The following is a 12,650-nucleotide window of genomic DNA, read 5'->3' as shown; positions in this document are numbered from 1 at the left end:
AAGGAGGACGTGGCGCCCAGTCGTTCGGGTTACTCGTCGCCTGCGAGTAGATGTATCGGATAACTAATTAAATAGGGGTTATTGGTGTGCTGCCGAGAGTTGAGGGTCATTGGTAAAGGAGTCGTGGCGGCCGGTCAGCGGCGAATGTAGCGGCCGCTGCCAGACCCCGGACTATCGGGCGTCAGCGGCCTGTGCCTTGGTCCAGCGCGTAGTGGCACGACGCGCCCGGGGGGAGCAGTTCGGCTCGGCGTGGAGCCGATATTTTCGCTCTTTCTATTCACGATGTGCCATCACCGTGAACGCGGATCTCGCGAAATTTCAGTCATTTCACTCGCGATGCACGCCCGAGTCTGATCACCTCGCGTGGACGCGCCCAATCCGCGTGGCCCGGCAATTCCCACGCAGCGCGCAGCAGGCGAAGAAATCCGGCTTCTCCCTCTGAGATATGCTTGTCCGCATGAATGGCTTCCTTGCATAGCCAGATGATTTCATGCCGCATTTTCCCGTCCTGCACGTCGGCCGCGAGCTGCGCGACGATGACGGGATCGAGCCTGCACGTGTCGCCCCAATTCAGGTAGGCGGCGCAAGTCAGGTCTTCGCACAGCGTCTGCACGACGGCCAGGAACTGACGCGGGCGCAACGACAATCGTTGTTCGATGCCGTGGCGATCGAGCGCTTCGATCTCGTCCGCGCCTACGTGTCCGTCTGACAGTAAGCAGGCCGCGACGATGCGTGCTGCGGCTTCAGGGCTGTCGCATTGATAGTGACGCATGTCTGTTCTCCTTGTCGGTTGATCGTTCACCGTTCGTTGTCGCGCGGCATGACGTTCGAATGCAGATTGAACGGATAGCCTCCGCGTTCGAGATGACGCATGCGGCGTTCGAGGTCCACGAGATCGGACGATGACCCCAGATACTTTTCGCACTTCTCGTAGTGAGAAGGCGCGAACAACGACCCCAGTTTTGCGGAAAGTGCAGAAAACATGATGCGCTCCTTGAGTGGCGCGACGCATGTCGGGCCGGCGGTCCGCATCGTCGCTTCAGTCCTATGCGTGCCAAACGCGTTTTTTCGCGTCTGACTGGCGGTTCGAACTTGAACCTGTGCATCGACGAACGAATCGTAGGCGCCATGAATTAGGAAAAAATGAGCTGCATGCTCAGCACTCCGAGAATGAATCACGTTGTAATCCACCGCCTGTTTCATACAACCGCCGTCGCACTTTCCCTGATCTCGGCTGTGCTGTCGCCGGTGACGGCTATTTCGTGGGCCTTCATCCGACCCGCTGACTCCCGTTCAAACGGTTGCTCATTCTTCGCTAATTCTTCTTCTTTAAAGTGAAGTCCATGGCAGAGAACACCTGACTCACCGAATGAGCAAAAAACACATCTGGAGGGAAATATCATGAAATCGCTGATCCGAACCGTTGCCGTTGCCGTTTCTCTTGCATTCCCGATTGCTTCGTTCGCCCAGTCGAATGAGCTGATGACTCGCGCGCAAGTGCAGGCTCAACTCGCGCCATTCGAACAGGCCAGCTACAACACCGCCGGCGACCATACGCATTGCACCGCGGGAATTCAGGCTGCCGACACAAGCGCCGGCCAGCAAGACGACGCATCCGCCGGTTATGGCGGTGTCGCCGACGGCGCATCGCAAAGCGATACCGGGATTTATTTGTTGAACAACGTCGGCTTGAAGTCGATCTATATCAAGCACTGAGCGATTGTCAAACCAGAGCATTTCTCTATCGCTCGTTGCAAACGGTGGGCGCGCAGCAAAGGCTGCGCGCCTTTGCCGTCGTTCGACGCCAGAAAGCGCCCGGTCGCGGGGGTAGAATCGCTTTTACAAAAAAAGCCCGTCTCTTGCACTGAGTGTCCCGGTGTCCATGCATCACCCGTTGTACGAAACACTTTTTCTGCGTCTCCATGATCAAGTCTCTAAGAAACCAGCTTGTCCTCGCACTTTGCGTGCTGGCTAGCATCGTCGGCGTGGTGCAGGGCGTCAGTTCGTATCAGTTGTCGAAAGCGGGCATGAGCGCGTTGCTCGACCTTCGGCTCGAACAGGTCGCCGTGCGCATGCGCAGCGGCTTCGCGGATTCGCTGCCGGCCATTCCCGCGCGCGGCTCGCAACCGGAGGGCGACATTTTCATAACGATCTGGAAGGGCGATCAGACCACGCCTTACCGGTCGACCGAACCGTCCCTGGCGCTGCCGCGCGAGGCGCCGGCGGGTTTCGTGACCACAGCCGTTGGCGGCGAGGAGTGGCGCATCTACACGCTGCGTGATCCGTCGATGGTGATTCAGGTCGCACAACGCTCGGCTGTGCGGCGCGAGCTTGCCCAGGAACGTGCATTCAATACGCTCTGGCCGATGATCGTACTCGTGCCGCTGGTGTGGATTGCCGTGCTGCTTGTCGTGCGTCGCTCGTTGCGCAAGTTGAATCGTTTGGGTGCGCAAGTGCAGGAGATCGACGTCAGTCATTTTCAGCACTTGTCGAGATCGGGCGTGCCGATCGAAATACGTCCTTTCATCGACTCGATCAATCTGATGTTCGATCGGCTCGCACAATCGATCGAGTCGGAACGAAAGTTCATTTCCGACGCCGCGCATGAACTGCGCACACCGCTCACCGCGCTTCAATTGCAGGCGGACAATCTGCAGCCGCTTATCGTTGCCGACAACCGGGAGCGCTTTCGCGAACTGCGCAGTGGCATCGCACGCAGTGGTGGTCTGATCGCGCAACTGCTCAGGCTTGCGCGTGCCGATGCGGCCTTGCAAGCCGATGCGCTGACGCGCGTGGACGTGGCCGCCGTGGTCGTCAACGCAGTGGCCGAAGTATTGCCAATCGCGATGAAGCGCGACATCGACATCGGCGCTGACGAAATGGACCATGCGTTTGTGTGCGCGGTCGAAGCCGATGTGGGCATCGCCGTGCGCAACCTGGTCAGCAATGCGGTCCGCTACACGCAGGATGGCGGCAAGGTCGATCTGAGCGTGCAGGTACGCGCGGACATGGTGTGGATCGAGGTGACCGACACAGGGCCCGGGATTGCGGAAGAACTGCTGCCACGGGTGTTCGACCGCTTCTTTCGAGCGAATACGCAAATCGAGGGCAGCGGCCTTGGACTGTCGATCGTCAAGGCGATCACGAATAAATATGGCGGCGCGGCGAGTCTTCGGAATCGCCATGACGGGCCGTCGGGAATCGTCGCGTCGATCGGATTTCCGTCAGCATCGTCGGCCTCGTGAACGACTTCATTCGCTTCTGATTTTCTTCTGCCTCGGCGACGATTCCCTCAATCTCGATCTCGACAGGCGCACGCTATGCTGCAATGGCGTGACGTCGATGCTATCGGCGTGGGAATTAGCGTTGATGCTGGCGTTTCTCGAGCGCCCCGCAATGATCCTGCCGGGCGATCAACTGGAAGACCGCTTATACGGCTGGGGTAAGGAAGTGGACCGCAATGCGGTCGACTAGTGGCGCGTCAGTACGCCCACCAGCCCGGACCCCACATGCTCCAGTTCCATGCCGCATTCTCATTCATCTCCGCGTTCATGCGCTCCTGGTTAATCAAGTTTTGCTGGAGCTGTTCCCGCTTGTAGCTATCCCACGCATTCTCGTCGCCAATATAAAGGCAGCCGCATGCATACGGGTCCGCGTAGAGAAAGATAACCTTTCCGTTCTTCGTCTTCTGGACGACGCGATTCGGTGGCAACGTCTCCAACTGCAAGCGTTGTTGATCGGTCGTCACGGGGACGATATGAAAGCCCGCCGCCGCCAGCAGGTCATTTTTCTCGTTGGCTCGTTCAACAGGCGTGGCGCATCCGGACATCAAAATGCTCGTGCTTATTGCGATCACCATAGCGGTCCATCTGAGTTTCATCACTATCCCCTTTTTGGCAGGCAGAACATATGGAACATTCAGGCATGGTGCGCAGAATGCCAGTCGAAAATTAGATGGAAATTACGGATACGCAATACGTTGATTATTTGACTCCCGATCAGAGCGTGAAGTCAACCTGACCGGCAAGCGATCACACGCGGCTGAGGCTGGCGCTTACTACGGGCCGAAGGGGCCCCCGTCTTTGGCGAAGATCGCAGTGCAAGGGCTTGACGCCGGGGCGGCGGTTCGATTATGCGACTGTTCGAACGAGCTTGCGAGCGTGAGCTGGGAGCTACCGTCAGGTTAGCCAGGCCTCATTCAGGCAGCATGGCCGGTGGTTATCCCGCCGCCGCGGAGTGCCTTGCGTGGCGGCTCACGATCTTTGGCAAACGCTACAACGAGCCCATCGTCCCCGTCTGGCCGAAGCGGGACGGCGAGCTTGCTCGTACCCTCGGACGCGACTACTTCAGGCGGCTCGGCGCGCTGCGGCGCGCGACGTTCTGCAACGGTACCGACCAGTCGTGGATGCACCGGAAAATCCGTTTCATGCACCGCAAAACGTTTGAGCAGTTCCCAATATCCCCCTCGGATCACGAAGCCGCCGTTCTTCGTCGCGTAAGCATCGCGCCGAATCCGATACGCATGAGGCAGGTGATACCACGGCAGATGCGGCAGATCATGATGCACGAGGTGGTAGTTATTGTTCAGATACAGAAGCCGCATCAGCAGTCCTGTTTCGTTGATGACCGTCCGGTGCTTCGGCTCGCGAACGGCACGATGCTCGTACAGCGATCGAATCATCGCCAGAGAGAGCGCAGGCCATGTCACCGCCAGCAGGTAGTGCCACCACGCTATGCCAGCGAAGAACTGCAGCCACGCAAGCAACACGGTTACGAGCGCCGCGTGGATGATCCACGTAGACGCATAACGCCGGTCGCCGCGTCGCCATTCATTAACAGCCCCCGCGAGCAATGTCACGACGCTCAGCGGCGGACCGGCAATCAGGCGGCCAGCGAAACTCTTGCGCATGCGCCATAACGCACGTTGCCATGCCGGTGCATTCATCCATTGTTCGGGGAGCACGTAGTTGCTCTCCGGATCAACGTTCGGCTCGGTGAGACTCTCATCGCGATGATGCGCGATGTGCGTGTCGCGATAGATCGCGTACGGATACCAGATCGCAAGCGGGATACTGCCGAGCAACTTGTTGACGAGGGCGGACCGCGTCGGATGACCGTGGAGCAGTTCGTGCTGAAGCGACATGTGCCACGTGCACAACACGATGAGTAACGGCGTCGCGGCCATCATCGACAGCAGCCCGCTATGCACGCACAGCACGACCGCGAGCCACCCGCCATGAATCAGCACGATCAACAGCCACGTAGGCCATTCCGTACGCGCTGCGAAGGTTGCGTCCAGCGATGCGATTTCCCGCGCATGCGCTTCGTCAAAGTATTCGGCCATTTTCTCGAACAGGGGCTGTTGATCACGGAGGCAATTTAGGCCGTCTCTATGAGCAGGGAATTAGGCCGGTCCTGTTGATGAGAAGATAATTCGACGCTAATTGTCGAGGGGGAAAATTCAGCATGTCGCCGCGCCGCTGACGCTGACGGCAGGTCATTACGCCGGTCGGCTGATCGATGCGATTTCAGATGGCAGCAGCGCTATAGGTAGCGAGCGGGTGTGCGCGGCATTGAGGAGTACGTCGGCACTGACACGCTCCTGTCATCAACAGCAGTCCTTTCGTTTCCGTCTTGATAGACTTACGCTTTCAAAAAAGAAACCGGGGGAAACGCGTGAGCCTCGAAGAATATTACAGGCGACTGGAACTGCCGGACACTGCGTCGCCGACGGACATCACGCGTGCATACCGACGGCTGAGGGCAAAGTACCATCCCGACCGCAACAAGGGGCACGAATCAATCGTTGAGCCGATATTCAAGCGCGTTCAGGAGGCGTTCGAGGTTCTGATCGGCAAGCGTGAGCCGCGGGCATCCAGCCCGATGGCGGCGTCGGCCGGGAGCCGCGGCAAAGCCGCCCCGTCACGCGAATACCGCGGCCCGCCGGCGCGCGGCGCGAACTGTCTGGTCAGACTCTTTGTGCCGCTCGAAGCGGCGATCCATGGTGGCGAAGTCGAAGTGAGCTACCCGGTAGACGGGCCGTGTCCCCAATGTCAGGAAAGAGTCTCGCCGTGCGCGCGCTGCGGCGGCAGCGGCCAGTCGGTCTCGGGAACGCGCTGCACCGCCTGTATGGGGGCCGGGCGCCCACTGGCGAGCGAAGGGTGTCCAACGTGTCTCGGCAGGGCTGCCACGACCTACCGGAAGTCCGAGACAGTCAGGATTCCCCCGGGTGCGTGGGACGGTCAGCGTCTCGTCGTCGAAGGCGCGGGCCATCCCGGGCCCAATGGCGGTTCTCCGGGCGACGCTACCTTCTCGGTCGTGATTGCGTGCGGCTCGGCCTTTCGTCGCAACGGGCTGAATCTCGCTTGCGAGGTTCAGGTTGATTTCGTGACGGCCACGCTCGGCGGCAGCATCGAAGCGCAAATCCTGGGCCGCGCGCTGCGGCTGACGATTCCGCCGAACGCGCACCCGGGCAGCACGATCCGTCTGCTCAGGCATGGGCTCACGGACCGCAACGGCTCGCGCGGCGACCTGACACTGCAACTGACGCTCACGATGCCGGCAGCGGTTTCACATCTGACCGACAACGAGCGGCAAAGGCTACGCGAGATCTTTGCGGACGCAGAGCGTCGGGCAACGCAAGCCATTCCGCCACGCGCGTAAGACAATCATCTTTTCGGGTCGCGAGTAGCGGATTGACACACGTTGGTGGAGTGGAAGGCCGTCCAAAAAAATGGATCTTGTTGTTTGCGCCCGGGCTGAATGGATGCATCAGCCCGCGAATAAACACAGCAAACGATGGACCTAGTGCGCAGGCAACTGGAACACCCCCACCACATCGCTCATGCGCGTGGCCTGTTCCTCGAGCGAGACGGCTGCGGCCGCGGCCTGTTCAACAAGTGCTGCGTTGCGCTGCGTGACTTCATCCATCTGCGAGACGGCCTTGTTGACCTGCTCTATCCCGTCGCTCTGTTCTTCGGACGCGGCCGCAATCCCGGCCATGATGTCGGTCACCCGGCGCACCGCGTCGTTGATCTCCGTCATGGTCGTTCCCGCTCGACCGACCAGCTCGGTTCCGTTACCCACCCGGTTGACCGATTCGCTGATCAGCGTCTTGATTTCCTTGGCCGCCGAGGCACTGCGTTGGGCCAGCGTGCGCACTTCTGCCGCCACCACCGCAAAACCGCGGCCTTGTTCGCCCGCTCGCGCCGCTTCAACGGCCGCGTTCAACGCGAGGATATTTGTCTGGAAGGCGATGCCCTCGATCACGCCAATGATGTCGGCAATTTGCCTCGAGCTCGCGTTGATTTCGCCCATCGTCGTGACGACCTTCGAGACAACGTCGCTGCCTTCATGCGCAACGCCTGCTGCGACCCGCGCGAGCTCGCTCGCCTGACGCGCGTTGTCGGCGTTTTGGCGCACGGTCGACGTGAGCTCGGCCATGCTCGAGGCGGTTTCTTCGAGCGAAGCGGCTTGTTCTTCGGTTCGCTGCGACAGATCGGTGTTGCCTGCCGAGATCTGCGAGGTTGCGGTGGAAATGGATTGCGCGCCATCGCGCACGGCGACCATCGCGTCCCGAAGGCGGGACTGCATCATGCGCAGGTCTTCCATCATCTGGCCCATTTCGTCGCGCGAACGTACCTCGATATGCCGGCTGAGGTCACCATCGGCAATGGCGCGGAAGTGGCGCGTGGCCTCATCGAGTGGGCCGGCAATCGACTTGCGCAGTGCATGCCACGCGAATGCGGCCATCGACAGCCCGATCAGAAGACCGAGTGCGGCGATGGAGAGAATCGTGTGGAAGCGGTCCTGCGCTGTTTCATATCGGCTGCGCGCCTGATCCGCCTGCATCCTTTCGAGTTCCCCCGAACGGTCCGTGATCTCGTTGAATGGCGCCGTCATCTGGTTCGAGATCAGATCGGCGAGTTGCGTGGTGTCACGCCGGTCGATCGCGGCGAACACCGCGGCGACCGGTCCGTTCATCGCAAGCGCCCGCTTGGCTTCGACCGCTTCGGCCAGCTGCTCCTCTTGCGGTTCGGCGGACAGCGCACGGTAGCTTTGCCAGGCCTTGTCGCCGATCGCGAATTGCTCGCGTGCATGCCCTTCAAGGGTCGCAATGTCCGGGCGATCAGGCTGAGCCGCGACCCGGTCAAGCACCAGCCGACCGCGAGCATAGAAGAAATTGAACTTGCCGATCGCAATCGCCGACGCGAGTTCGTTGGAGTACAGCTCCTTCTGATCAGCATTGCTCAAGGCAATGCCAGCCACGCCGAGCACGGCGCCAATCGTCATGAGCAAGCCGAGGAAGCCCATCGCAAGGGCGAGGCGGGCGCGGATCGTGATGGTCGAGAACATAGATGCCTCAAAGGCACAGCAAGTAGAACGGGAAAAATGTCGCACCAGGAAAGTACGCGCGGTCGATAGGGTTTACGGCAGTCGAGCGGAAATATGAAGGGGGAAATTTGAACTTGAGCCGTTAGACGGAGCGAGACAGCGTGGAGGCGTATTACAGGCCGTTGCAGGGCCCATTATTGGGCCTGCAACGGGTGGCCGGATTGCGCTTGGCACCGCACGACGCGGGATGGTCCTGCCGGCGCCTTCGGATCAATGCTTGTTGGCCGTGTCGTTCAGCAACTGTGCCAGGTACGGCTTCCACACGTCAGGGTGAGCGAGAGTCTGATGGCCGTACGAGTGCGCAGTCTCCGGCATTTCGACGAAGCCTCCGTTGGGCACGGCCTTCATCTCACGCTGCATCACACCGAGGTCCGCGGCGTTGATCAGGTCGTCGGCAAAATTGACGGCAAAGAGCCGTGCGCGAATCTTTGACAACTCAGGCGCGGGGTTGTAGTCCCATGACGATTCGAACCAGTACAGCACGTCGTTGGCGTCGGTCTTCCCGGCGGTGCCGACCAGGTTTTCATACATCTGCGTGGCGGCGTCGCGATTGGGGGCCTCGCTTTGCATGCGTGCCGGGTTGTTGGTGATGATCGTGAAGACTGGCATCACGCGGGTCCACTGGGTCGGCGGCACGCTATAGTCGCCACCCTGCCAGCCCGGGTCGTTGCGAATAGCGCCGACGATCATCTGCCGCCAGAGCCAATTGCGGCCGGCCATCGCGATCGGTTGGCTGGCAATCGGCATCAACGCATCCGCCATCTCGGGGTACCGCTCGCCCCACATCCAGGTCTGCATGCCTCCCATCGACGTACCGAGCACCAGGCGCAGATGATGGATGTTCAAACCCTCGACGAGCAGACGATGGTTTGCCTCGACGACGTCGCCATAGCCGTAATGCGGGAATCTTGCGTGCATGCCGTCGCTCGGCTTGCTCGAACCGCCCCGGCCCAGGCCGTCGGGGATCACGATAAAGTACCGGCTCGTGTCGAGCGGCTCGCCCGGGGCGAAGAGTTCCCGGCGCATTGCCGGCGCGAGGAATGCCCGGCCGGTGCCGGTGGTGCCGTGCATCAGCAACACTGCATTATTGATCTCGCCGTGCGCGTTGCGCCGCGGCGTGCCCAAGGTTACGTAGTGGATATGAATATCCGGCAACGTAGCGCCATCGGAGAAATGGAAGTCGTGCTCGGTGAAATCGGCTGCCTGCTCGGAAGCAGGTTCAGTTGTCGCAGCGCGGGCCGGCACGAGGCCGGTCAGTACGCATATTCCTGCTGTGGCCAGCAGGGATGCGAATCGGATCATGGCGGGGTCCTGTCGATTGTATGGAAAGAATATCGTAAGCATGCAAGGCAGCGACGACGAAGATAGCTCAACGGCGACGAGGCGCAATGGTACGCGGAAAGAAAACGCGGCGTTATCGGAACCCGGCGTGGAACGACCGGTGTTGATCAATCCGATGGGCCGTTCGGGGTTGGTATCAGTCAAATCAGTCAATCGTGATTGACGCTTCCATGAACAGCAGCGTCACTGCGGCGTATCCCGCCCCCAAGTCTGCCTGATCTTGTAGAATTCCCGCGGCAGCGCATCGCTCACGTTCACCACAACCTCCGACCACATACCCATGCGCACTCTCGTTGCATCGGCTTTCTTATGCTTGCCCCTTCTCGCACACGCGGACTGCAAAGAACGCTTTACTGAGTGGGCTCACACGCTGCAACCCGGTCGCGCTGTCGACGCCGACAATGCCGCTTGCAAGGTTTGGCCCGCAAATCCGGCACAAACGCTTGCCGTGTTGCCGTTGCCCCAGAAAGGCGGGACAACCGATGAGACGGTCTATGATCTCGAGGTGCTGGTGGCGGACAGCAAGACGGGAGCGGTCATCGCTCACAGTTACGAACCCGCCGCCATTACGTCCGACGCGATGGGCTTGCAGAGCATTGCTCTCGATACCGCGCCTTGGCGGCTTACGCCTCAGGAACTTGCCTTTGGCGTAAGGAAGAGCTTTCAAAACTCGTCGCGAGTGGATCCCTTCGCGGATACGACGCTCAGTCTTTATGTCATTGACGACGGCAAGCTTAGGCGGGTGCTCAGCAATCTAACGACGGGACAAAGCAAGGGAGATTGGGACGGCAACTGCGCCGGCCAGTTCTCCGATACGTCCCGCGCAATATCGGTCGGCCCAGCCGGCCAGGGCGGTTATGCAACGCTGCTTGTCAGCGAAAAGACAGTCGACACGACCAAGACGGTGGCCGGGGAACAATGTGCAAGCAAGGACAAGGCCGCCAGACGGGCCAGCTTTACAATGGAATACGATGGTTCGCACTATGGCGTTCCGAGTGGTCTGAGCGACGATCAATAGTCCTGCCGTGCCGACATCGCCAACGCGTGTCAATAATCCGGAGGCGCACAACTTTGCCGGCCGCCGCATCACTCTATCCACCTACGGCCGACCATTATGCTGCAGATGTCGCGTGTTGAGTGTCCGCATTCCAGCCCTTACTGTTCAGTGCAGCGATGGGTCCATCGGCGCTTGATTGCCACTCGACAAACATTAATAGGTCGCTTCACGAACCAGCGACACCAGGCCCGGCAGGGACGTTACTTAATGATCGTCAGCCTGTCCGTTGCCTGTTTGGCACCATCAATCGCGGCGGCAGCAAGCTTTGACTGCGGCAACGCCAGAACCCGTTTCGAGAAAACGGTTTGCGCCGATCCGAAGCTATCGGCTCAAGACGAAGCGATGGCGCAGCGCTACGATGCGGCCCTGCCATTACTTTCCGACCCGGGAAAAATGATCCTGCGCACCGGGCAGCAACAGTGGCTCAAAGTCGTGAAAGTCCTGTGTCTTGATAACAAGAGGGATGAAAGCCCCACTTCCTGTCTGCGACGGCAATACGCTGACCTGCTCGATGACCTGCGCGGCGCCGCCACTTCCATTGGTCCCTTCGTGTTCAGCCGAATTGACCATTACACGTCAATCGGGAAACAAGAAGACACCGGCAAGCCTTTGGAACAGCACACGGGCCTGCCAAGAATCGATCATCCGATTTCCCCGATAGCAGAACAATGGAATGCTGCGATAGTCCGATCGGCGGCGACAGCGCGAGCAAATTGGTGTTTCGGAGACACCGAGACTTCCAGCGATCAGTTCGTGGGTTTCAGGGTTCAGTCAGCGACGCCGGATTTCATTAACGTCGAAATGTTCCACACTGAGCAATGCGCTGCGGGAGCGGCTTCCGTGACCATGAGCAACATTTCCTACTTGCTCAAGCCAGCCCTGCATCGCCTCAAGACGGAGGACTTGTTCACACCGGATAGCGGATGGGAGGCATTCTTACGTGATCGTGCCTCGCGGGAATTGAACGTCACCCCCTTCTTTGCTGACGGAATCAGCAAGGACGTGCGAGATCCGACTGCATGGTCCTTCACCAAGGAAGGCCTTCTTATTTCGTTCAACCCAGGTGAGGCAGATGCAATGGCATCCGGCATTCTCGAAGTGACCGTACCCTGGACCGATTTGCATCGGTTGCTTGCGCCAGGAGCGCCGATACCGCGGTGATGCTCTAAATGCGGCCCGGCAGGATCTCGCTGGCCGATGCGCTCGCTCATGAACTTCACGAACGGTCTGGAATGACCCGATGCGGCAGATCAAAACAATTTCGACGGAAGTCCGTTGTCGGCCTCCGAGCGGACTCTCGCGACGTCTGCCCGGGTGACTCTACTTGGCCGATAGCGCCAGTTCAACTACGCCGACATTCGCGAAGGCCGCGACAAGCTCGCCAACGACCGCAAAGGCCGATGACCAGCCGAGCAAGCCGTACCTATCTCTACGAGTTTGGACGTCCCATGCTCGTCTTTCGCTTGAAGAGGGTGGGAGAGAGCACGGAAGTTAATTGGTTAACTTTCGGCCGAAATCTGCCGGCAATCGGAGCCTTGATGGCGTCAAAACGGGAATCCCGTCTATAGGCGTCCAGCAGGTAATAATGCGCTTACCCGATTCCATCGCTACCCCGAAAACCCACCATCAAACAGGATTAGAAACAGGGGTAGGACCGACGCCGATACATCCAGAATACGCGACTACACAATCAGATGCGGCGGGAACATTCCCGATGCCTCATGCCGTAACAGTCATCCGAACGCATCAGGATCGCGGCTTGCTCACCCATCGTCAGGTTGCGTGAAGCGACCGGCGCGTCGCCGATGCCAACACCAGTGCGCGAGGCGTGGACCGTGCAGATCTGGCTGCGTGTCAT

General features: G+C 59.8%; 12 protein-coding genes and 1 pseudogene. 6 read left to right on the top strand and 7 right to left on the bottom strand.

Translation table 11 applies throughout. The features are described from left to right. Positions 1 to 322 precede the first annotated feature (322 nt). Together ACSQ36_RS27720 and ACSQ36_RS27715 are read right to left on the bottom strand one after the other, a co-directional pair. Positions 323 to 772: a TerB family tellurite resistance protein gene (locus ACSQ36_RS27720; RefSeq protein ID WP_213765423.1), complete on the bottom strand. Its 450-nt coding sequence runs from the start codon at positions 770 to 772 to the stop codon at positions 323 to 325. Between the two features lie 26 nt (positions 773 to 798). Continuing rightward, the gene (locus tag ACSQ36_RS27715; protein WP_213765422.1) at positions 799 to 984 is read right to left on the bottom strand and encodes a DUF3563 family protein; all 186 of its coding nucleotides are present in this window, start codon (positions 982 to 984) and stop codon (positions 799 to 801) included. 417 nt (positions 985 to 1,401) lie between these two features. Between ACSQ36_RS27715 and ACSQ36_RS27710 the strand changes: the two genes are divergently transcribed. The 3 genes and pseudogenes from ACSQ36_RS27710 to ACSQ36_RS27700 all read left to right on the top strand — a co-directional run. Next, positions 1,402 to 1,716, top strand: a complete 315-nt coding sequence (locus tag ACSQ36_RS27710; protein WP_436184441.1) for a DUF4148 domain-containing protein — start codon at positions 1,402 to 1,404, stop codon at positions 1,714 to 1,716. Positions 1,717 to 1,922: 206 nt separating this feature from the next. Further along, positions 1,923 to 3,245: an ATP-binding protein gene (locus tag ACSQ36_RS27705; RefSeq protein ID WP_436184440.1), complete on the top strand. Its 1,323-nt coding sequence runs from the start codon at positions 1,923 to 1,925 to the stop codon at positions 3,243 to 3,245. Positions 3,246 to 3,276: 31 nt separating this feature from the next. After that, positions 3,277 to 3,471: pseudogene (locus tag ACSQ36_RS27700) on the top strand (DNA-binding response regulator); the annotation flags it as partial. Between the two features lie 10 nt (positions 3,472 to 3,481). On the opposite strand, the gene ACSQ36_RS27695 reads toward ACSQ36_RS27700, so the two are convergent. Then, positions 3,482 to 3,880 (bottom strand): hypothetical protein, encoded by a 399-nt coding sequence (locus ACSQ36_RS27695; RefSeq protein ID WP_436184439.1) that lies wholly within the window; start codon positions 3,878 to 3,880, stop codon positions 3,482 to 3,484. Between the two features lie 318 nt (positions 3,881 to 4,198). Next, positions 4,199 to 5,344 carry a fatty acid desaturase gene (locus tag ACSQ36_RS27690; protein ID WP_436184438.1) on the bottom strand — a complete coding sequence of 382 codons (1,146 nt, stop codon included), beginning with the start codon at positions 5,342 to 5,344 and terminating at the stop codon, positions 4,199 to 4,201. A gap of 332 nt (positions 5,345 to 5,676) precedes the next feature. Here ACSQ36_RS27690 and ACSQ36_RS27685 point away from each other — a divergent pair, with 332 nt between their 5' ends. Then, on the top strand, positions 5,677 to 6,663 hold the full coding sequence (locus ACSQ36_RS27685) for a DnaJ C-terminal domain-containing protein (protein WP_436184437.1): 987 nt from the start codon (positions 5,677 to 5,679) through the stop codon (positions 6,661 to 6,663). 141 nt (positions 6,664 to 6,804) lie between these two features. Here the strand turns inward: ACSQ36_RS27685 and ACSQ36_RS27680 are convergent, their stop codons facing one another. Further along, complete coding sequence (locus ACSQ36_RS27680) at positions 6,805 to 8,355, bottom strand: methyl-accepting chemotaxis protein (protein ID WP_436184436.1); 1,551 nt, start codon at positions 8,353 to 8,355, stop codon at positions 6,805 to 6,807. 249 nt (positions 8,356 to 8,604) lie between these two features. Next, positions 8,605 to 9,696: an alpha/beta fold hydrolase gene (locus tag ACSQ36_RS27675; protein WP_436184435.1), complete on the bottom strand. Its 1,092-nt coding sequence runs from the start codon at positions 9,694 to 9,696 to the stop codon at positions 8,605 to 8,607. 319 nt (positions 9,697 to 10,015) lie between these two features. On the opposite strand from ACSQ36_RS27675, the gene ACSQ36_RS27670 reads away from it, so the two are divergent. Continuing rightward, positions 10,016 to 10,753 (top strand): hypothetical protein, encoded by a 738-nt coding sequence (locus tag ACSQ36_RS27670; protein ID WP_436184434.1) that lies wholly within the window; start codon positions 10,016 to 10,018, stop codon positions 10,751 to 10,753. A 246-nt stretch (positions 10,754 to 10,999) separates the two neighbouring features. Beyond that, positions 11,000 to 11,953, top strand: a complete 954-nt coding sequence (locus ACSQ36_RS27665) for a DUF3298 domain-containing protein (protein WP_436184433.1) — start codon at positions 11,000 to 11,002, stop codon at positions 11,951 to 11,953. Between the two features lie 529 nt (positions 11,954 to 12,482). On the opposite strand, the gene ACSQ36_RS27660 is transcribed toward ACSQ36_RS27665, so the two are convergent. Next, positions 12,483 to 12,650, bottom strand: coding sequence for a hypothetical protein (locus tag ACSQ36_RS27660; RefSeq protein WP_436184432.1), 168 nt, complete (start codon positions 12,648 to 12,650; stop codon positions 12,483 to 12,485).

The organism is Caballeronia sp. LjRoot34 (assembly GCF_964253815.1).
Classification (GTDB): domain Bacteria; phylum Pseudomonadota; class Gammaproteobacteria; order Burkholderiales; family Burkholderiaceae; genus Caballeronia.
The sequence above is the reverse complement of the archived record's forward strand: the minus strand, read 5'-3'. Positions and strand labels throughout refer to the sequence as shown.